Here is a 19,274-nt window from a genome sequence, read left to right as displayed (position 1 = left end):
ACCGATGTCCGATATGCGCACCCCCCTCGCTAAAGTACGCGGCCTTGGTTCTGCCAAAGATGGCACAACACACTTCTGGCGCCAGCGTGTAACCGCTGTAGCCAACGTATTTCTGATTTCCTTCTTTGTTATCCTCGTTATCGCCCTTCAGGGTGCTGATTATGCGAGTTTCACTGAAGCGCTTCAAAATCCGGTCATTTCCATCTTGCTGCTATTGGTAATCCTGGTGGGTTGCCTGCACATGAAGCTGGGCATGCAGGTTATCATCGAAGATTACATTCACTCCGAAGGCCTCAAACTCCTTCTGCTCATGGGTAACATCTTCTTCGTTTCTATTATTGCACTCAGCTCCGTAGTTGCAGTGCTCAAAATCAGCTTCGGAGGCTGATCTCAATGGTTGAACAAACCGGTGTAGCAACAGCGCCGAGCCAGAGCGGTAAGGCCTATGAGTTTGTAGACCACAAGTTTGACGTTGTGGTTGTTGGTGCTGGTGGCGCAGGCCTCCGTGCAACGCTCGGCATGGCTGAGCAGGGCTTGAAGACAGCTTGTATTTCCAAGGTGTTCCCAACCCGCTCCCACACTGTGGCAGCGCAGGGTGGTATCGCAGCAAGCTTGAAGAACATGACACCTGACTGCTGGCAGTGGCATATGTATGACACTGTGAAGGGCTCTGACTGGCTTGGCGACACTGATGCGATGGAATACCTCGCTCGTGAAGCCCCAAAAGCGGTTTATGAGCTTGAGCACTACGGTGTGCCATTCTCCCGTACGGAAGAAGGCAAGATCTATCAGCGCCCATTCGGCGGCCACATGCAGAACTATGGTGAAGGTCCTCCGGTACAGCGCACCTGTGCAGCTGCTGACCGTACAGGCCACGCAATCCTGCATACGCTTTATGGCCAGTCTCTGCGCCACAACGCAGACTTCTTCATCGAGTACTTCGCACTCGATCTGATCATGTCCGACGACGGCGTGTGTCAGGGCGTAATTGCATGGAACCTCGACGACGGCACCATTCACCGCTTCTCTGCGAAGATGGTTGTTCTGGCGACCGGCGGTTATGGCCGCGCATACTTCTCTGCAACATCCGCGCACACCTGTACTGGTGACGGCGGCGGCATGATCGCACGTGCGGGCCTACCTCTGCAGGATATGGAGTTCGTTCAGTTCCACCCAACCGGCATCTACGGCTCAGGCTGTCTGATCACTGAAGGTGCTCGCGGTGAAGGTGGTTATCTCGTGAACTCCGAAGGTGAGCGCTTCATGGAGCGTTACGCACCTTCCGCAAAAGACCTTGCATCCCGCGATGTTGTTTCCCGTTGTATGACAATGGAAATCCGCGAAGGCCGTGGTGTTGGCAAAAACAAAGACCACATCTTCCTGCATCTGGATCACCTCGATCCTGACCTGCTGGCAGAGCGTCTTCCAGGCATCTCCGAGAGCGCACGCATCTTCGCAGGCGTTGATGTAACCAAGGCTCCAATTCCGGTTCTGCCAACCGTTCACTACAACATGGGTGGTATTCCAACCAACTATTGGGGTGAAGTGCTGAACCCAACCAAAGACGATCCAAACGCAGTTGCGCCGGGTCTGATGGCTGTTGGTGAAGCTGGCTGTGCATCCGTTCACGGTGCAAACCGCCTCGGTTCCAACTCCCTGATTGACCTTGTTGTGTTCGGTCGTGCGGCAGCAATTCGCGCTGGTGAAGTGATTGACCGCGAAGCTCCAATCCCAGAGCCAAACGAAGCAAGCAGCCAGAAGATCATGGCGCGCTTCGACAAGCTTCGCTTTGCGAAGGGTGGTACTCCAACCGCTGACCTGCGCCTGAAGATGCAGAAGACCATGCAGGAAGATGCTGCGGTGTTCCGTACTCAGGAAAGCCTGGAGCAGGGTTGTGAGCGCATCTCCGCAATCTGGGGTGAACTGAGCGATCTGCACGTTTCCGATAGCTCTATGATCTGGAACTCTGATCTGGTCGAGACTCTCGAACTCGAAAACCTTATGGCCAACGCGATCACCACTGTTTACGGCGCTGAAGCCCGTAAAGAGAGCCGTGGCGCGCACGCTCGTGAAGACTACAAAGATGGTCCTCTAGGTGGTCGTAACGATGACGAATGGCGCAAGCACACCATCTCCCATCTCTCCGAAGATGGTAAGGTGACGCTCAGCTACCGTCCGGTTGTTCTTGAGCCGCTGACCACCTACGAACAGGGTGGCATCGACATGAAGAAGATCGCACCGAAAGCCCGCGTCTACTAAGGCGCCGAAACCAGGAGTAACTGTTATGGCTGAATTCCAACTGCCAAAAAACTCCCGGATGGGAGAGGGCAAGGTCTGGCCGAAACCAGAAGGCGCCACCAACGTACGTGAGTACCGCATCTACCGCTGGTCTCCGGACGATGGTCGCAACCCGCGCATCGACACCTACTACGTTGATGCAGACGAGTGTGGCCCTATGGTTCTGGACGCACTCATCTACATCAAGGACAAGGTCGATCCTACACTGACCTTCCGCCGTTCTTGTCGTGAGGGTATCTGTGGTTCCTGTGCGATGAACATCGACGGAACCAACACACTGGCATGTACAAAGGGTGCGGACGAATGTTCCCACGAGATCGTCAAGATCTACCCTCTGCCGCACATGCCTGTTGTGAAGGACCTTGTGCCGGATCTGACACGCTTCTACGCGCAGCACCGCTCTATCGAGCCATGGCTGAAAACCACCACACCTGAGCCTGAAAAAGAATGGCTGCAGTCCTACGAAGACCGTCAGAAGCTGGATGGTCTTTATGAGTGCATTCTGTGTGCTTGCTGCTCCACATCTTGCCCAAGCTACTGGTGGAATGGCGACCGTTACCTCGGTCCAGCTATCCTGCTGCAGGCATACCGTTGGCTGATCGACAGCCGTGATGAGGCAACCGGTGAGCGTCTGGACAATCTGGAAGATCCATTCCGTCTGTACCGCTGCCACACTATCATGAACTGTTCTCAGGCATGTCCTAAGGGTTTGAACCCTGCAAAGGCAATTGCTGAGATCAAGAAGATGATGGTTGAGCGCCGCGTCTAATCAGAGTTCAAGCGACCTATCAGAACACAAAAAGCCGCCCCACTGAAATGAGGCGGCTTTTTTCATTTGAGACTCTGATAGCCTAGAACTTGTAGGAGACACCCAGTCGGATTGCATCGCTGTCGATGTCTTCCTTGAAGCGTGTACCACCTACGGTGAAACTGCGGCCCGGGAATACGATGCGTTCATAGTCGAGGCGCACGATAATCCGCTCTGTAACAAACATTTCAAGGCCAGCACCGCCAACCCAGCCCAGCATTGTGTTGCTGTCTGTGCCGGGTCCGAAGTTTGGATTTGAGGCGCGGAAGGTCGAAACTGCTGCACCACCAGTCACATAGGCCATGAACCAGTCATAAGTCAGGCCAGCTCGGATCTTGGCTGCTGCGAAGTAATCGGAGCGCAAGGACATCTCGCCACGTGAACGCTCACCAAAGGCCCAATAGGCACCTTCACCTTCTACGCCGATCAGAATGTTCTGGTAGGTGTAGTTGTAACCGCCATACAGACCGACAGTGCCGCCATTGTACTGAGAGCCACTGTTATTGAAGCGGTTCGTGCCATGCAGGCGAGCCCAACCGCCCTGAACACCGAGATAAAAACCATCCCAGTCATACTCAGGCGGGGTGATCAGCCCGTCGACAACTTCTTCCTCATAAACTTCATAGGGTTCTTCCACCTCAACACCGGGTGGATATTCAACAGCATAGGAATGGCTGCTGAAGCCGAGCAATCCCAATACCGCAAACGCAAATACTCTTAAGCGACTCATTGGTTCCCCCAAAATACGCAAGAGGATGACACGGCTAAAAAATCAGACGTGATAGGTAACTTGATACAAATAAGTCTAGAACTGTGATCTTTATAAATACTTGATTTTAAAAAGGAAAATTTGCGTTAATGCTAGTTCGAAATGACAAGTGCGTACGTGCTGTTTTATAAGTTTCAAGGGAGCGAAATCTGCAATCCCTACGAAACAGTCAACGCCATTGAATGCGGTTTACGAAAAATCAGCGACTCTCTAGCGCCGTTCAACACCTTTCAGCACAAGCTTGATAACGCCAATGCACTCTTTGCGCTGAATGTCATAGGGTTCCTGGCTATGTAGCTGAGGGAACCGGAACTTCATTGTGGCTGCATGGATGTTCCGCGCAACCTGACTAACCTCACGCAGGTCAAACTCTTCAGCAAGGTTGCCGGAATGGAGGATCGTATGCATCGGCTGACGAACAAGCCGGAACAGCTCTTCAAAGTCTTCCGGGCGTTTGCGTTCAAGCACTTGCAGGCAGTCAGCCAATCCCTGATTAAGTTCCAGCAACCGGTATGTCTCTTCAAACTCCATCAAAAGGAACTTGCTGAGGCGTGCAGACGCGCTGGCATTGGGGTCTGTCGCAGTTTCAAGACGTGCCACAAGCTTCACCACCTCTGCTGCAACCACTGCGCAGGCAAGATCAATCTTGCTGGGGTAGAAGTTATAGATGTGCGCCATCGAAATGCCTGAGGCATCAGCAATTTCGCTCACCGAGGTCTTCTTGTAGCCTTGGGAGAGGAATGCATCACGGGCAGCGCTGAGAAGGTCAGCAGCACGGCCCTTTGCAGTCAGGATTTCTGCGATGGACATCTTAATTTCCGAAATGAAAAAACGAGAGTTCCTTCAGTAATCATAGCTGAGTAAAGATTGCAATGACGTTAGCGTCACATTAACAGGCAAATTATGTAAAAACACGAATGATATTAATACGATATGCGTGATTTCTTTGATTTTTATCATTGTTGGGTTTCGGTGAATTATTAGTATTAGTAATATCTAATATAAAAGGAGTCGAAGCATGGCTGTAGAGAATTGGCAAGAATTTCTAAAACAAACCGACGGTCGCCTCGCTGAACTTCGCCCAGGCATCCCTGGCGTAATGAAGGGATTTGGCGAAATCGCGAAAAGCGCGATCGGAACCGGTGCTCTTGAGCCAAAGCAGAAAGAACTCATCGCAATTTCAATTGGTGTGGCTGCACGCTGCGATGCATGTCTGGGCTACCACGCAAAAGCTTGCATCAAGTACGGTGTAACCCGTGAAGAGCTTATGGAAGCGCTCGGCGTAGCGGTTTATATGGGCGGCGGACCTTCCCTGATGTACGCCGCAGAAGCTCTGAGCGCATTTGATGCTCTTTTGGAAGAAGCGAAGTAAGACGCTGCACATCTTCACAATGCCTCTCTGTTTTCCTAAAACTTAGAGAGCAAACTGCTCGTGTGCACTTGCCCTGAATTGCGTTCAAGGGTAAGTGCAACGAGGGGAAGCCTCTTAGATTTCAGGTAGGCAATATTGGTGGGTGCACCTTCACAGGTTGGTTCGGAAAGCTCTTCTGTATTTTTTGAGCTTGAAAAGAGCTTTCGTGATTTAGAAAACGAGAGAAATCTGCGTGTTCTGCACGCGGGTGATCTTTCGCACCTGTACCTCAATAAGAAGTCCGAGGACTACTACGCCAATTGCCGGTTCATCTACATTCGGTCAATTGAGCACTACCTCTCCCTTTTCCCGGCCGAAGACACGTTGGAAGTTGACGTAAACACACCAGCAAACGTGTCTGGATGGGATCTGAAGAAGACGCTGATCGCTCTGCTAAAGGGTAATCCTGAGCCTCTGGACTGGGTTCAGTTGAAAGATCCATATGCAGGCCACGATGAGTTTCCGAAGTCCCTGGTTTCCTTCGCACTTGAGTACTGCGACCCTGTCCGTTTCGCCCTCTATCATTACAACAGGCTGGAGCGCCAAAAACACAGGTTCGATGGGGTTTCACTGACAGAGATCGTTCCTGAGCGACTTTATGATCTTATCCGTTCCTCGCTAGTCCTGCGCTGGTACAACCAGAATCGCTATCAAGGCGTTCCGCCTTCACGCCTGATGGAAATCGCGGAAGCGACCTTCATTCGTCCAGTCCTTCGCGGTGAAATCGAAGAACTGGTTGAGCGCAGTGAAGCTGGAATGATCAAGGATGTTGTTCGTCCAGCAGGCGCAATCAATGATCTGATCCTGTCAGAGCTGGAGGCCGGGCCCGCCTTGTTGGCTCGTCGTCGACGCGCGTTCACACAAGAAACAGCGTCTCAGGCAGATAGATTCTTCCTGAAGTGGGCAGTCGTCCCTAAAAACTAAAGGGGCTGATAAGGCCGCTTGTTTACTTCTCGCGATTACTGAGCTGCGGAAACTGCAGAACTGCGCCAGTTTGCGCAAGAAAGGTCTTTACCTTTCTCGCAATACCTTGAAATCGCGGGGATTATGACCCTCAGCGCTTGCTGTTAAGACCACGCCGGAGACGTGAACAGCGCAACACAACAGACCAATCCTACGAACCAGACCAGAGAGCGCAAGGTCGCGCGGTTGAGCCAATAGCAGGCGATGTAAAGAAGACGCATCGCGATGAACAGGCCGCACAATCTTTCGATCCAGTCTGGGTTGCCGCCATAAGCAAGGGCAACGAGAACTGAAATTGCGAAAAGAGGAAATGCTTCGTAGCCGTTGACCTCAGCGGAACGGGCACGCAGGCGGAAACCTTCTTTCCAGTACTCAGGATCTCTTGGATTGGCATTGTCGAATTTGCGCGAAAATTTGGCAGGAAGAACAGATAGCCATGGCATCAGACCGGCAATCAAAATTGTCCATAAAGGAAAAGACATTGTGCAAGCTCCAAACAAGATCAAGAAAATCGGAGCCTTTATACAGGCGTAGAGAAGCAAAGTGAACTGAGTTCACTTAGGTTTGAAGTCAATATGGCGAATATTTCCGCGCCTTGGCTTCGCTCATTCCAAAATCAATCGCATTTTTTTAAGCGCACCGTTCGGTTGTCATCGATCCGAAGAAAAAGGGCACTATGAAGTGCTCGAACCGTATGACACCGAATGATTGGACACTGTCCGGCGCTCCAGTGGAGGCGTGCCTATGACCAAGGCAAATGTACTGTTTGTATGCGTAGATAACTCGTTTCTGAGCCTGGCGGCTGAGGCCTATTTGAATCACACATCCATGGGTGAGTTGCGGGCCTTCTCTGCAGGGCCTTTGCCTCGCGAGGAGATGGTTTCATTAACGCAGAAGGTCCTTTTCACCAATGGAATGGATGAGAGTGGCCTTCATCCCAAGCCGTGGACCATTTTTTCGCTGCCGCACGCACCTCAGCCTGATTACATAATAAGCCTTCAGACAAGCGTGCTTCTTGACAAGCAACCAATGTGGCCTGGGCAACCTGTGAAGATGAACTGGGACATCTGTCTAGATGAAAACATGCCGCGGAACATAAAAGAGGCCACAGATGCATTCCGCAAAATTAAAGAATCTATAGATCTCGCAATCTCATCTAAGGTATTTTCTAGTGATTCTCTGAATTGGCGTGCCGCTTGTTAAGCTTCACTGGCCCAATGCTTTATCGTAGTTGTCAGATTTTCGCATATTTCCCCTAGGAAACAGGGGTTTCAGTGGGAAACTCACATTTTTTTGAGTGCTAAACCTTTCACCTGCCATGTTTTAGGGGCAGTTTCTTAAGGTCTTTATGGTTAATACGCCTTAATTCACAAGGCTGGGATGACACCACTATGAATCGTAGTTTGACGATTGCATTTGTTTCTGTAATTGCACTTTCCACTATGGCGTGCCAACGGACGACGTATACCCGTAGCTATGTCTCTCCGTTGCCTGCTTCCCCGATCTCACCAATCGAAGGCCAGACACTGTCGCCGATCACACCTGGTCAGCCAGGCTCTGAAGGCCAGATCCTGGTTGATGGTCAGGACGCAAACGCTAACTCTCAGGTTGTTTCTGCACCACCTGCTCCGAACGTGAATGCAACAGGCGGTTCCGTAGGCCGGACTGACCTGCTGGGCGGCTGGAGCGTTTCTTCTGGCGGCGACAACTGTAAACTCTTCATGACCCTGACCAAATGGAGTGGCGGCTACCGCGCGAACACCCGCGGCTGTAGCGATGCGACACTCTCTCAGATCTCCGCATGGAATCTGAATGGCAATCAGGTTGTTCTGAAAGATGCTGGCGGCGGAAATGTAGCGACTCTTTCTGGTGGCGGAACCAACTTCTCCGGCCAGACAGCGAACGGTGCTCCAATCAACTTCGCCCGCTAATCATCAGTTGATGATCTTATAAGTTTAGAAGCGTTGCGCTGATATCAGGCGCAGCGCTTTTTGTGTTTGTGCAAGTGCGCCGTAGATTTTGATGAGATGTGAGGCATTGGTTTTACGAATAAACCCTATTGTACTTGCGTCTGGGTAGCGCTCTCCATTATGCCATGGGCAAATATGCCCAATAGGCCGGGTGATTTGCCCTTCAAAAAATCAGCTTAAGGAATGTGAGCTCCGTGCTTGAGAATACGTCTAACCTAACAACCGTCCTTGCCAACTATGAAGCAATGGTCGCGCGAGGCGATCTGGAAGCGGACCCAGCGCAGATTCAGGTGGCAAAATCTCTTGATGCTTTGACAGCCGAAATGGCGCAGCGAAAGCCGGAAGAGAAGAAGGGCCTGCTGGGGCGCTTGTTTAGCAAAGGCAAGGAAGAGCAAGAGTTCACCAAGGGGCTCTATGTTTGGGGTTCCGTTGGGCGCGGCAAGACCATGCTTATGGATCTGTTCTTCGATCTAAGCCCAGAGCCTAAGAAGCACCGCTCTCACTTTCACGAGTTCATGGAGGAGGTTCATGACCGCGTGTTTATCGTCCGAAAGCAGATCAGCGCTGGCACCATCAAGGATCGCGACCCAATCATCCCGATTGCCGAGCAGATCGCCAGCGAAACGCGCCTCCTTTGCTTTGACGAGTTCACTGTCACGGACATTGCTGACGCTATGTTGCTCGGACGTTTGTTTGGCAAGTTGTTTGAAGCCGGTGTTGTCGTCGTGTGTACCTCAAACGTTGTGCCAGACGAGCTCTATAAGGACGGACTGAATAGAAATCACATTCTTCCATTCATCCGTTCTCTGAACGAGCGGATGAATATTCTGCACCTTGATGCCCCTACTGATTATCGCCTTGAAAAGCTCTCCGGCTCAGACACGTACCTGGAGCCGCTAGGCCCGGAAAGCCTGCAGCGCATGGAGAAGCTCTGGGACAGCATGACTTATGGCCTTCAATGCCATCTGGTTGAGCTGGAAAACAAAGGCCGGAAAATCCCGGTAAGCCGGACTTGTAGTGCGATTGCCTGGTTCACATTCCAGGAGCTCTGCTGCACCCCACTGGGACCATCCGATTATCTGCGTATTGCACATGCTTTCAACACAGTTTTCCTCGAAGATGTGCCCGTCCTGGACAAGACACGTCGGAATGAGGCTAAGCGATTCATTAATCTGATCGATACGCTATATGACAATCACGTCCATCTCGTGATTCAGGCAGGCGCAGAGCCGCAAGACCTCTATGTTGCCTCTTCTGGAACGGAAGCTTTTGAGTTCGATCGGACTGCTTCGCGGCTCATTGAAATGCGTTCGGAAGAGTACTTGATGCATGAGCAGAATACCTAAAAATGAAAAAATTTAAATATTTTCAGAAATGACGTATTGAGAGCTTATCCAAACTGCTAAAAAAACGTCATTTTACGGAAAATAACGCGGATGTGTGCTTCATTTGGGTTGCGCACATGCGTCAAAAACGCTACCCACTGCGACAAATAGGCACCATATATCATGGTTCTATGTTACGTAAAGGGGAGCTCCTCATGGCGCGCAACAAGATTGCTTTGATTGGATCTGGTCAGATTGGTGGCACACTTGCACACCTCGCTGGTCTGAAAGAACTGGGTGATATCGTTCTGTTCGATATCGCTGAAGGTATGCCTCAGGGTAAGGCTTTGGACCTGGCAGAATCTTCTCCGGTTGATGGCTTTGACTCAGGTCTGTCTGGCACCAACACCTATGAAGGTATCGAAGGCGCTGATGTCGTCATCGTGACCGCAGGTGTTCCTCGTAAACCTGGCATGAGCCGTGATGACCTGCTTGAAATCAACCTGAAGGTTATGGAGCAGGTTGGTGCTGGTATTAAGAAGTACGCACCAGACGCATTCGTTATCTGCATCACCAACCCACTCGACGCAATGGTTTGGGCTCTCCAGAAGTTCTCTGGTCTGCCAGCAAACAAAGTTGTCGGCATGGCTGGTGTTCTGGACAGCGCGCGCTTCCGCTACTTCCTCGCTGAAGAATTCAACGTATCCGTAGAAGACGTAACCGCATTCGTTCTTGGCGGTCACGGCGACACCATGGTTCCGCTGACACGTTACTCCACCGTTGCAGGTGTGCCTCTGACCGATCTGGTTAAGATGGGCTGGCTCACTGCAGAGCGTCTGGAAGAAATCGTACAGCGCACCCGTGATGGTGGCGCAGAGATCGTAGGCCTGCTGAAAACTGGTTCCGCATTCTACGCACCAGCTGCTTCTGCTATCCAGATGGCTGAGAGCTACCTGAAAGATAAGAAGCGCGTTCTTCCATGTGCGGCTCATCTTGATGGTCAGTACGGTCAGAAAGATATGTACGTTGGCGTGCCAACCGTTATCGGCGCAAATGGCATCGAACGTATCATTGAAATCGATCTCAATAGCGATGAAAAAGCTATGTTCGACAAGTCCGTTGCTTCCGTAAACGGTCTCGTTGACGCTTGTAAGAAAATCCAGCCTGCTCTGGCATAAGCCAGGCAAGCTTTGATCTGAAAGGCTGGCAGCAATTGTCGTTGCCAGTCTAGCTTCCTGCTCCGGCAGGGCCCTTAGAATGGGAAGTGCAGATGAACATTCATGAGTATCAGGCTAAAGCAGTCCTGAAAGAATACGGCGCACCGGTTGCTGAAGGTGTCGCAATTTTCTCCGCAGACGAAGCAAAAGCTGCGGCAGATAAACTTCCTGGCCCGCTTTGGGTTGTGAAGTCCCAGATCCACGCCGGTGGCCGTGGTAAAGGTAAGTTCAAGGAACTCGGCCCAGACGCAAAGGGCGGCGTTCGCTTGGCATTCAGCAAGGACGAAGTTGAGTCCCACGCGAATGAGATGCTTGGCAACACCCTCGTAACCGCTCAGACCGGTGACGCAGGTAAAGTTGTAAACCGTCTTTACATCGAAGACGGTGCAGACATCGATCGCGAACTGTACCTCTCCCTTCTGGTAGACCGTACTTGTGGTCAGGTTGCTTTCGTAGCATCCACCGAAGGCGGCATGGACATCGAAGAAGTTGCACACGCAACTCCTGAAAAGATCCTCACCCTGCCAATCAATCCATTGGAAGGCGTGACTGAAGAGAAAGCTTCTGCGCTTTGCGACACCCTCAAGCTTGAAGGTGAAGCACGCGAAGACGGCATGAAGCTGTTCCCGATCCTCTACAAAGCATTTGTAGAAAAGGATATGGCGCTTCTCGAAATCAACCCACTGATCGTCATGGAAAACGGTCGTCTGCGCGTTCTGGATGCGAAAGTATCCTTCGACGGCAACGCACTGTTCCGCCACGAAGACATCGTTGCTCTGCGCGATAAGACCGAAGAAGATGAAAAAGAGATCGAAGCTTCCAAGCACGACCTCGCTTACGTTGCTCTTGACGGTAATATCGGCTGCATGGTGAACGGTGCTGGTCTTGCTATGGCGACCATGGACATCATCAAGCTGTATGGTGCTGAGCCTGCAAACTTCCTCGACGTTGGTGGCGGCGCTACCAAAGAGAAAGTAACCTCTGCGTTCAAGATCATCACGTCTGATCCAAACGTACAGGGCATTCTGGTTAACATCTTCGGCGGCATCATGCGCTGTGACGTTATCGCAGAAGGCGTGCTGGCTGCTGTTAAAGAAGTTGGCCTGCAGGTTCCACTCGTTGTGCGTCTCGAAGGCACCAACGTTGAGCTTGGCAAGAAGATCATCAACGAGAGCGGCATGAATGTTATTCCTGCTGACGATCTCGATGACGCAGCTCAGAAAATCGTAGCTGCTGTGAAGGAGGTCGCATAATGTCCATCCTCGTAGATAAAGACACCAAAGTTATTGTTCAGGGTCTGACCGGTAAAACCGGCACATTCCACACTGAGCAGGCACTGGCATACTTCGGCACCAAAATGGTTGCTGGCGTACACCCTAAAAAAGGCGGCGAAACTTGGTCTTCTGGCCTCGATTCCGCAGCTGAACTGCCAATCTTCGCTTCTGTTAAAGAAGCTAAAGAGGCAACCGGTGCAAACGCTTCTGTAGTTTACGTTCCACCAGCAGGTGCAGCAGCTGCAATCATCGAAGCAATCGACGCAGAAATCCCATTCATCGTTTGTATCACTGAGGGTATCCCAGTTGCAGACATGGTGAAGGTGAAAGCTCGCCTCGACAACTCCAACAGCCGTCTGCTTGGCCCTAACTGCCCAGGCGTTCTGACCCCTGAAGAATGTAAAATCGGCATCATGCCTGGTTCTATCTTCAAAAAGGGTAATGTTGGCATCGTGTCCCGCTCCGGTACCCTGACTTATGAAGCTGTGTTCCAGACTTCTCAGGAAGGCCTCGGCCAGACCACTGCTGTTGGTATCGGTGGTGACCCTGTTAAGGGTACCGAGTTCATCGACATGCTGGACCTGTTCCTGGACGATCCAGAAACAGAATCCATTATCATGATCGGTGAGATCGGTGGTTCTGCTGAAGAAGAAGCTGCTGAGTGGCTGAAAGAACAGGCTGCTAAAGGCCGCAAGAAGCCAATGGTTGGTTTCATCGCAGGTCGTACAGCGCCTCCAGGCCGTACCATGGGTCACGCAGGTGCTGTGATCTCTGGTGGTAAAGGTGGTGCTGATGACAAGATCGCAGCAATGGAAGATGCGGGCATCCGTGTATCTCCATCCCCCGCGAAGCTTGGCAAAACCCTTGTTGCTCTTCTCGAAGAATTGAAGCAAGGCGCTTAAAAATTACACCTCCTACACTATTTAGGAGGCATACTAAATCGACTGTCGGTGAATCACTTTCATCGACAGTCCTTGAGGAGGCAGTAAGTCCCCAGGCTTACTGTCAGTCGCGGGACCCAAGGGTATGTGGTGTGTGACACCCGCCCAAAGAAAGTAGGGCGGATCAAAAGTCCGCTTAAAAACGATGGCTCGGCAGGACGCGAACAACGTATTCGCGCTGACGTCGTTTCTATACGGCGCCAACGCTCCTTATATTGAAGAGCTCTATGCTCAATATCAGGAAAACCCGAATTCACTCGATCCCGAGTGGAAAGAATTCTTTTCTTCGCTTCAGGACAACCCAGAGGACGTAATCAAGGAAGCTCGCGGAGCGACCTGGAAGCGTTCTGACTGGCCAGTTCCAGCAAACGGTGAACTGGTTTCAGCTCTTGATGGCGATTGGCCTGCTGAGAAAGAAGTCAGCAAGAAGATCAAGTCCACAGCCAAGAAAAATGGCGTCGAGCTAACCGAAGATCAGGTGCTGCAGGCAACACGTGATAGTGTCCGCGCTATCATGATGATCCGTGCATACCGTATGCGCGGCCACTTGCATGCTGATCTTGACCCGCTCCGTCTGGCTGTTCCTGGTGACCACGAAGAGTTGCATCCCGCGACCTATGGCTTCTCTGAACAGGACTGGGATCGGAAGATCTTCCTGGACAACGTTCTGGGTATGGAATTCGCCACCATCCGTGAGATGTTGGACATTCTGAAACGGACCTATTGCTCCACCCTTGGTGTTGAGTTCATGCACATCTCTGATCCTGCTGCAAAAGCATGGCTTCAGGAGCGCATCGAAGGTCCGGACAAGCATGTTGCCTTCACACCGGAAGGTAAAAAGGCGATCCTCAACAAACTGGTTGAGGCTGAAGGCTTCGAGAAATTCCTCGATGTAAAATACACCGGTACCAAGCGTTTTGGTCTGGACGGTGGTGAAGCGCTGATCCCTGCGCTTGAGCAGATCATCAAACGTGGTGGTGCTCTCGGCGTGCAGGACATCGTTCTGGGTATGGCACACCGTGGCCGCCTGAACGTTCTGTCTCAGGTGATGGGCAAGCCTCACCGCGCAATCTTCCACGAGTTCAAGGGTGGTTCCTACGCTCCTGATGATGTGGAAGGCTCCGGCGACGTGAAGTACCACCTCGGTGCATCTTCTGACCGTTCTTTCGACAACAACAACGTTCACCTGTCTTTGACTGCGAACCCGTCTCACCTTGAGATCGTAAACCCGGTTGTTCTGGGTAAGGTACGTGCGAAGCAGGACCAGCTGGCAGACTGGAAAGAAACAACGGAAGTTGAGCGTGATAACGTTCTTCCGCTGCTTCTGCACGGCGATGCTGCATTCGCTGGTCAGGGTGTTGTCGCTGAATGTTTCGGTCTGTCCGCTCTGCGCGGTCACCGCACCGGTGGTTCCATCCACTTCATCATCAACAACCAGATCGGCTTCACAACCAATCCACGTTTCTCACGTTCTTCTCCATATCCTTCTGATGTGGCGAAAGTGATTGAAGCACCAATCTTCCACGTAAACGGCGACGATCCAGAAGCTGTTACCTACGCTGCGAAGATTGCGATTGAGTACCGCCAGAAGTTCGGTCGTCCGGTTGTGATCGATATGATCTGTTACCGTCGCTTCGGCCACAACGAAGGCGATGAGCCTGCGTTCACGCAGCCAATCATGTACCGTAAGATCCGTAAGCACGCGACAACTCTGCAGATCTACGCTGACAAGCTGGTCAAAGAAGGCCTGATGTCCGCTGAAGACGTTGAGAAGGCAAAAGCTGACTGGCGTGCGCATCTGGACCGTGAGTTCGAAACTGGCCAGACCTACAAGCCAAACAAGGCTGACTGGTTGGACGGTCGTTGGTCCAAGATGAAGGTTGCTAAGGAAGTCGACGAGCCGCGCCGCGGTTCTACTGGCATGCCTTTCGAAGATCTGAAGGCTATCGGCGAGAAACTCTCTTCCGTTCCGGACGACTTCAACGCACACCGCACCATCCGTCGCTTTATGAGCAACCGTGCCAAAATGATCGAAACCGGTGAAGGTATCGATTGGGCAATGGGCGAAGCGCTCGCATTCGGTTCTCTTCTGAAAGAAGGCCACTCCGTTCGCCTGTCCGGTCAGGACTGTGAGCGCGGTACTTTCTCTCAGCGTCACTCCGTTCTTTACGATCAGGAAGACGAAGGCCGTTACATCCCGCTGAACCACGTTGGTGAAAAGCAGGGCCGCTACGAAGTAATCAACTCCATGCTTTCTGAAGAAGCAGTGTTGGGCTTCGAATACGGCTACTCCCTGACTGAGCCAAATGCGCTGACCATGTGGGAAGCACAGTTCGGTGACTTCGCAAACGGTGCTCAGGTGCTGTTCGACCAGTTCATCTCTTCTGGTGAGCGTAAATGGTTGCGTATGTCTGGTCTGGTTTGCTTGCTACCACACGGCTACGAAGGCCAGGGCCCAGAGCACTCCTCTGCACGCCTTGAGCGTTTCTTGCAGATGTGCGCGGAAGACAACATGCAGGTTGCGAACTGTACAACGCCTGCAAACTACTTCCACATCCTTCGCCGTCAGCTGAAGCGTGATATTCGTAAGCCGCTCGTTCTGATGACACCGAAGTCTCTGCTTCGCCACAAGCGTGCAGTTTCCAAGCTGGAAGATTTTGGCGCAGACGAGAGCTTCCACCGTCTCCTTCACGATGATGCTCAGACGAACCCAGGTTCAACTGTTGAGCTGAAGAAGGATGAAGACATCCGTCGCGTGATCCTCTGTACTGGTAAGGTCTACTATGACCTGCTTGAAGAGCGTGAGAAGCGTAACATCAACGATGTTTATATCCTCCGCGTTGAGCAGCTCTACCCATTCCCTACCAAATCCCTATGTGTAGAGATGGCGCGCTTCAAGAATGCAGACGTAGTCTGGTGTCAGGAAGAGCCAAAGAACATGGGCTCCTGGTTCTTCATTCAGCAGTACATTGAATGGGTTCTGGAGCATGTGAATGCAAAAGTGCATCGCCCACGTTACGTTGGCCGTCCACCAGCTGCTGCAACAGCAACCGGCTTGATGTCAAAGCACTTGGCTCAGCTACAAGCTTTCCTCGACGATGCATTCGCCGAGTAAGTACCTCGTAATCAGGTAAAGTCCGAGAGGCCTTTCAGGGGCCCTGAAACGAAAAGAGATAGAGACAATGGCGACGGAAATTCGAGTACCCACTCTGGGTGAATCCGTAACCGAGGCAACAATCGCTCAATGGTTCAAAAAACCGGGCGATGCGGTGAATGCAGACGAACCAATCGTTGAGCTGGAAACAGACAAGGTAACTGTTGAAGTGCCTGCTCCTGTTGCTGGCAAGCTGGAAAGCATCGACGTGAAAGAAGGCGACACTGTTGAAGTTGGCGCACTTCTTGGCGCGATCGCTGAAGGCGCTGCTGGCGCAGCAGCTGCTCCGGCAGCTAAGGCTGAACCAGCTGCATCTGCAGCACCTGCTGCCGCTGCTGAGACAATTGAAGTTCTCGTACCTTCCGCTGGTGAAAGTGTCACCGAAGCTGAAGTTGGCGAGTGGTCCGTGAAGGTGGGTGATGTTGTCAAAGCAGACGACATTCTCGTTGAACTGGAAACTGACAAAGCTGCTCAGGAAGTACCTAGCCCAGTTGCTGGTACTGTTGTTGAGATTGCTCAGGCAACTGGCGCAACCGTTGAGCCAGGCAACCTGCTCTGCAAAATCGCTAAAGGCGAAGGCGCAGCAGTTGCTGCTGCAGCAGCTCAGGCTGCCGCTGCTCCTGCACCAGCAGTATCCGGTTCCAGCATGCCTCCTGCACCATCTGCAGCGAAAATGATGGCTGAAAAAGGCCTCTCCGCTGATCAGGTTGCAGGCTCTGGCAAGCGCGGTCAGGTTCTCAAAGGTGATGTTCTCGCAGCTGTAGCTGCTGGCGTAACCGCTGCTCCTGCAGCTGCTGCTGCACCGGCTCCTGTTGCTGTTCGCGCACCATCTGCTCCGGCTGATGAAGTTCGTGAAGAACGTGTTCGCATGACCAAGCTGCGCCAGACCATCGCGCGCCGCCTGAAAGATGCTCAGAACACCGCGGCTATGCTGACCACTTACAACGAAGTGGATATGAAGCCGATCATGGATCTGCGCAAGCAGTACAAGGATATCTTCGAGAAGAAGCACGGCGTTAAGCTCGGCTTCATGGGTTTCTTCACCAAAGCAGTGACCCACGCTCTCAAAGAAATCCCAGCTGTAAACGCTGAGATCGATGGCACCGACATCATCTACAAGAACTTCGCACACATCGGCGTTGCTGTTGGCACTCCGAAGGGTCTCGTTGTTCCTGTGGTTCGTGATGCTGACCAGATGTCCATCGCTGAGATCGAAAAAGAGATCGGCAGCCTCGGTCGTAAGGGCCGTGACGGCAAGCTCTCCATGGCAGACATGCAGGGTGGCACCTTCACCATCTCCAATGGTGGTGTCTACGGTTCCCTGATGTCCTCTCCAATCCTGAATGCACCGCAGTCCGGTATCCTCGGCATGCACAAAATTCAGGAGCGTCCGGTCGCAATCAACGGTCAGGTCGAAATCCGTCCGATGATGTACCTGGCTCTGTCCTACGATCACCGTATCGTTGACGGCAAAGAGGCAGTGACCTTCCTGGTTCGCGTTAAAGAGAGCCTTGAAGATCCACAGCGTCTGGTTCTGGACCTCTAATATAAGCGTGCCCGGCACTGTCCGGGCACATTTGCTTTAAAGGGGGATTGGCGCACTTATCTCGTCGCTGCCTTCCCCCGACTACTTACAGGGATTAGCAAATGTCCTACGATCTCGTTGTCATCGGAACAGGCCCGGGTGGTTATGTTTGTGCAATCAAGGCAGCTCAGCTCGGCATGAAAGTCGCCGTTGTTGAGAAACGTAAGACCCATGGTGGTACTTGCCTGAACATCGGTTGTATTCCGTCCAAAGCCCTGCTGCATGCCTCTGAAATGTTTGAGGAAGCAAGCCACAGCTTTGAAACCCTCGGCATTAAAACTTCCAAGCCAAAAGTGGACTGGAAGGCAATGCAGGCACACAAAGACAAAGTCATCGATGGCAACGTAACCGGCATCGATTACCTCTTCAAAAAGAATAAGATCGACGTTCACAGCGGTGTTGGCCGTGTGCTTGGCGCTGGCCGCGTAGAAGTGAAAGCTGAAGACGGCTCCACTTCCATCGTTGAGACCAAGAACATCGTTATCGCAACTGGTTCTGACGTGATGCCTCTGCCAGGCATCGAGATCGATGAGAAGACCATCGTATCTTCAACCGGTGCTCTGTCTCTGGAAAAAGTGCCTAACCGCATGACCGTCGTTGGTGCAGGTGTTATCGGCCTCGAGCTCGGTTCCGTTTACGCACGTCTCGGCGCTGAAGTGACTGTTGTTGAGTTCATGGACAAGATCCTTGGCCCAATGGATGCAGACGTTTCCAAGCAGTTCATGCGTATGCTGAAAAAGCAGGGCCTGAAGTTCAAGCTGTCCTCCAAGGTAACAGCGGTTCAGAAAAAAGGTCGCTCTCTGGAAGTGACTGTAGAGCCTGCAGCTGGTGAAGCAGCAGCTGAAACTCTGGACGCTGATGTGGTTCTCGTTGCAATCGGTCGCCGCCCTTACACCGAAGGCCTCGGCCTTGCAGAAGCAGGTGTTGAGCTGGATGAGCGTGGTCGCGTGAAGACAGATAACCACTACAAAACCAACGTTGATGGTATCTACGCGATCGGTGATGTGATTGCAGGCCCAATGCTTGCTCATAAAGCTGAAGACGAAGGTGTTGCAGTTGCTGAAATGCTCTCCGGTCAGGCTGGTCACGTAAACTACGACGTCATCCCAGGCGTTGTTTACACCTCTCCAGAGGTTGCCAGCGTTGGTAAGACCGAAGAAGAGCTGAAAGCAGACGGCATCAAGTACAAGTCTGGCAAGTTCCCGTTCTCCGCGAACGGTCGTGCAAAAGCAATGCTGCACACCGACGGTTTCGTGAAGGTTCTGGCAGACGCAGAAACAGATCGTGTTCTCGGCGTTCACATCGTTGGCTTCGGTGCTGGCGAGATGATCCACGAAGCATGTGTTCTGATGGAATTTGGCGGATCTTCAGAAGATCTGGGGCGCACCTGTCATGCGCACCCAACAATGTCCGAAGCAGTGAAAGAAGCTGCTATGGCGACATTTGCAAAGCCAATTCATATGTAATCTGAGCTGATTAGATTAAGAGAAAGCCGCTTCAGGAAACTGAGGCGGCTTTTTTACAAGTGTATCTCCGAAAAGTGGGTACCGGTTTTCGGG

Annotated in this window: 17 protein-coding genes; 14 read left to right on the top strand and 3 right to left on the bottom strand. The window is 52.1% G+C overall.

Annotated features, from left to right (window positions below):
* Positions 1–4 precede the first annotated feature (4 nt).
* The 3 genes from sdhD to AC3CB2_RS09750 are packed head-to-tail and all read left to right on the top strand — an operon-like array spanning position 5 to position 3,067.
* On the top strand, positions 5–388 hold the full coding sequence (gene sdhD, locus AC3CB2_RS09760) for a succinate dehydrogenase, hydrophobic membrane anchor protein (RefSeq protein WP_008548683.1): 384 nt from the start codon (positions 5–7) through the stop codon (positions 386–388).
* A gap of 5 nt (positions 389–393) precedes the next feature.
* Positions 394–2,259, top strand: coding sequence for a succinate dehydrogenase flavoprotein subunit (gene sdhA, locus AC3CB2_RS09755; RefSeq protein ID WP_008548323.1), 1,866 nt, complete (start codon positions 394–396; stop codon positions 2,257–2,259).
* A 25-nt stretch (positions 2,260–2,284) separates the two neighbouring features.
* Positions 2,285–3,067 carry a succinate dehydrogenase iron-sulfur subunit gene (locus tag AC3CB2_RS09750; RefSeq protein ID WP_008548236.1) on the top strand — a complete coding sequence of 261 codons (783 nt, stop codon included), beginning with the start codon at positions 2,285–2,287 and terminating at the stop codon, positions 3,065–3,067.
* Between the two features lie 82 nt (positions 3,068–3,149).
* On the opposite strand, the gene AC3CB2_RS09745 is transcribed toward AC3CB2_RS09750, so the two are convergent.
* Both AC3CB2_RS09745 and AC3CB2_RS09740 read right to left on the bottom strand, forming a co-directional pair.
* Positions 3,150–3,836, bottom strand: coding sequence for an outer membrane protein (locus AC3CB2_RS09745; protein ID WP_008548630.1), 687 nt, complete (start codon positions 3,834–3,836; stop codon positions 3,150–3,152).
* 249 nt (positions 3,837–4,085) lie between these two features.
* Positions 4,086–4,685 (bottom strand): TetR/AcrR family transcriptional regulator, encoded by a 600-nt coding sequence (locus AC3CB2_RS09740; RefSeq protein ID WP_008548272.1) that lies wholly within the window; start codon positions 4,683–4,685, stop codon positions 4,086–4,088.
* 208 nt (positions 4,686–4,893) lie between these two features.
* On the opposite strand from AC3CB2_RS09740, the gene AC3CB2_RS09735 reads away from it, so the two are divergent.
* Together AC3CB2_RS09735 and AC3CB2_RS09730 are read left to right on the top strand one after the other, a co-directional pair.
* Positions 4,894–5,247, top strand: coding sequence for a carboxymuconolactone decarboxylase family protein (locus AC3CB2_RS09735; RefSeq protein ID WP_008548520.1), 354 nt, complete (start codon positions 4,894–4,896; stop codon positions 5,245–5,247).
* A gap of 138 nt (positions 5,248–5,385) precedes the next feature.
* Positions 5,386–6,210, top strand: a complete 825-nt coding sequence (locus AC3CB2_RS09730) for a DNA polymerase beta superfamily protein (RefSeq protein ID WP_008548476.1) — start codon at positions 5,386–5,388, stop codon at positions 6,208–6,210.
* Positions 6,211–6,353: 143 nt separating this feature from the next.
* Here AC3CB2_RS09730 and AC3CB2_RS09725 read toward each other — a convergent pair whose 3' ends face one another.
* Positions 6,354–6,731: an MAPEG family protein gene (locus tag AC3CB2_RS09725; RefSeq protein WP_014283503.1), complete on the bottom strand. Its 378-nt coding sequence runs from the start codon at positions 6,729–6,731 to the stop codon at positions 6,354–6,356.
* A gap of 262 nt (positions 6,732–6,993) precedes the next feature.
* Here AC3CB2_RS09725 and AC3CB2_RS09720 point away from each other — a divergent pair, with 262 nt between their 5' ends.
* From AC3CB2_RS09720 to lpdA, 9 genes are all read left to right on the top strand, one after another.
* Positions 6,994–7,452, top strand: coding sequence for an arsenate-mycothiol transferase ArsC (locus tag AC3CB2_RS09720; protein ID WP_352932587.1), 459 nt, complete (start codon positions 6,994–6,996; stop codon positions 7,450–7,452).
* 188 nt (positions 7,453–7,640) lie between these two features.
* A complete protein-coding gene (locus AC3CB2_RS09715; protein WP_008548619.1) occupies positions 7,641–8,180 on the top strand; it encodes an AprI/Inh family metalloprotease inhibitor in 540 nt (179 codons plus the stop codon).
* Positions 8,181–8,413: 233 nt separating this feature from the next.
* The gene (zapE, locus tag AC3CB2_RS09710) at positions 8,414–9,565 is read left to right on the top strand and encodes a cell division protein ZapE (protein ID WP_352932590.1); all 1,152 of its coding nucleotides are present in this window, start codon (positions 8,414–8,416) and stop codon (positions 9,563–9,565) included.
* Between the two features lie 194 nt (positions 9,566–9,759).
* Positions 9,760–10,722, top strand: coding sequence for a malate dehydrogenase (gene mdh / locus AC3CB2_RS09705; protein ID WP_008548788.1), 963 nt, complete (start codon positions 9,760–9,762; stop codon positions 10,720–10,722).
* Between the two features lie 92 nt (positions 10,723–10,814).
* The gene (gene sucC / locus AC3CB2_RS09700; RefSeq protein ID WP_041767882.1) at positions 10,815–12,014 is read left to right on the top strand and encodes an ADP-forming succinate--CoA ligase subunit beta; all 1,200 of its coding nucleotides are present in this window, start codon (positions 10,815–10,817) and stop codon (positions 12,012–12,014) included.
* Entirely contained in the window at positions 12,014–12,937 is a 924-nt protein-coding gene (gene sucD, locus AC3CB2_RS09695; protein ID WP_014283507.1) for a succinate--CoA ligase subunit alpha, read from the top strand. The genes sucC and sucD overlap by 1 nt, the downstream gene beginning before the upstream one ends.
* Positions 12,938–13,121: 184 nt before the next feature.
* Positions 13,122–16,091 (top strand): 2-oxoglutarate dehydrogenase E1 component, encoded by a 2,970-nt coding sequence (locus tag AC3CB2_RS09690; RefSeq protein ID WP_008548523.1) that lies wholly within the window; start codon positions 13,122–13,124, stop codon positions 16,089–16,091.
* A 67-nt stretch (positions 16,092–16,158) separates the two neighbouring features.
* Positions 16,159–17,676, top strand: coding sequence for a 2-oxoglutarate dehydrogenase complex dihydrolipoyllysine-residue succinyltransferase (gene odhB / locus AC3CB2_RS09685; protein WP_352932593.1), 1,518 nt, complete (start codon positions 16,159–16,161; stop codon positions 17,674–17,676).
* 101 nt (positions 17,677–17,777) lie between these two features.
* The gene (gene lpdA, locus AC3CB2_RS09680) at positions 17,778–19,181 is read left to right on the top strand and encodes a dihydrolipoyl dehydrogenase (RefSeq protein ID WP_008548440.1); all 1,404 of its coding nucleotides are present in this window, start codon (positions 17,778–17,780) and stop codon (positions 19,179–19,181) included.
* The last annotated feature ends 93 nt before the right edge of the window (positions 19,182–19,274 follow it).

Source organism: Pseudovibrio sp. SCP20 (assembly GCF_057774105.1).
The sequence above is the reverse complement of the archived record's forward strand: the minus strand, read 5'-3'. Positions and strand labels throughout refer to the sequence as shown.

What these genes read in the sequence shown, in the direction of transcription:
- sucC (WP_041767882.1), top strand. Translation starts at nt 10,815, where the DNA reads ATGAACATTCATGAGTATCAGGCTAAAGCAGTCCTGAAAGAATACGGC.
- mdh (WP_008548788.1), top strand. Translation starts at nt 9,760, where the DNA reads ATGGCGCGCAACAAGATTGCTTTGATTGGATCTGGTCAGATTGGTGGC.
- sucD (WP_014283507.1), top strand. Translation starts at nt 12,014, where the DNA reads ATGTCCATCCTCGTAGATAAAGACACCAAAGTTATTGTTCAGGGTCTG.
- sdhD (WP_008548683.1), top strand. Translation starts at nt 5, where the DNA reads ATGTCCGATATGCGCACCCCCCTCGCTAAAGTACGCGGCCTTGGTTCT.
- AC3CB2_RS09740 (WP_008548272.1), bottom strand. Translation starts at nt 4,685, where the DNA reads ATGTCCATCGCAGAAATCCTGACTGCAAAGGGCCGTGCTGCTGACCTT.
- AC3CB2_RS09715 (WP_008548619.1), top strand. Translation starts at nt 7,641, where the DNA reads ATGAATCGTAGTTTGACGATTGCATTTGTTTCTGTAATTGCACTTTCC.
- AC3CB2_RS09745 (WP_008548630.1), bottom strand. Translation starts at nt 3,836, where the DNA reads ATGAGTCGCTTAAGAGTATTTGCGTTTGCGGTATTGGGATTGCTCGGC.
- sdhA (WP_008548323.1), top strand. Translation starts at nt 394, where the DNA reads ATGGTTGAACAAACCGGTGTAGCAACAGCGCCGAGCCAGAGCGGTAAG.
- odhB (WP_352932593.1), top strand. Translation starts at nt 16,159, where the DNA reads ATGGCGACGGAAATTCGAGTACCCACTCTGGGTGAATCCGTAACCGAG.
- lpdA (WP_008548440.1), top strand. Translation starts at nt 17,778, where the DNA reads ATGTCCTACGATCTCGTTGTCATCGGAACAGGCCCGGGTGGTTATGTT.
- AC3CB2_RS09720 (WP_352932587.1), top strand. Translation starts at nt 6,994, where the DNA reads ATGACCAAGGCAAATGTACTGTTTGTATGCGTAGATAACTCGTTTCTG.
- AC3CB2_RS09735 (WP_008548520.1), top strand. Translation starts at nt 4,894, where the DNA reads ATGGCTGTAGAGAATTGGCAAGAATTTCTAAAACAAACCGACGGTCGC.
- AC3CB2_RS09690 (WP_008548523.1), top strand. Translation starts at nt 13,122, where the DNA reads ATGGCTCGGCAGGACGCGAACAACGTATTCGCGCTGACGTCGTTTCTA.
- AC3CB2_RS09750 (WP_008548236.1), top strand. Translation starts at nt 2,285, where the DNA reads ATGGCTGAATTCCAACTGCCAAAAAACTCCCGGATGGGAGAGGGCAAG.
- AC3CB2_RS09725 (WP_014283503.1), bottom strand. Translation starts at nt 6,731, where the DNA reads ATGTCTTTTCCTTTATGGACAATTTTGATTGCCGGTCTGATGCCATGG.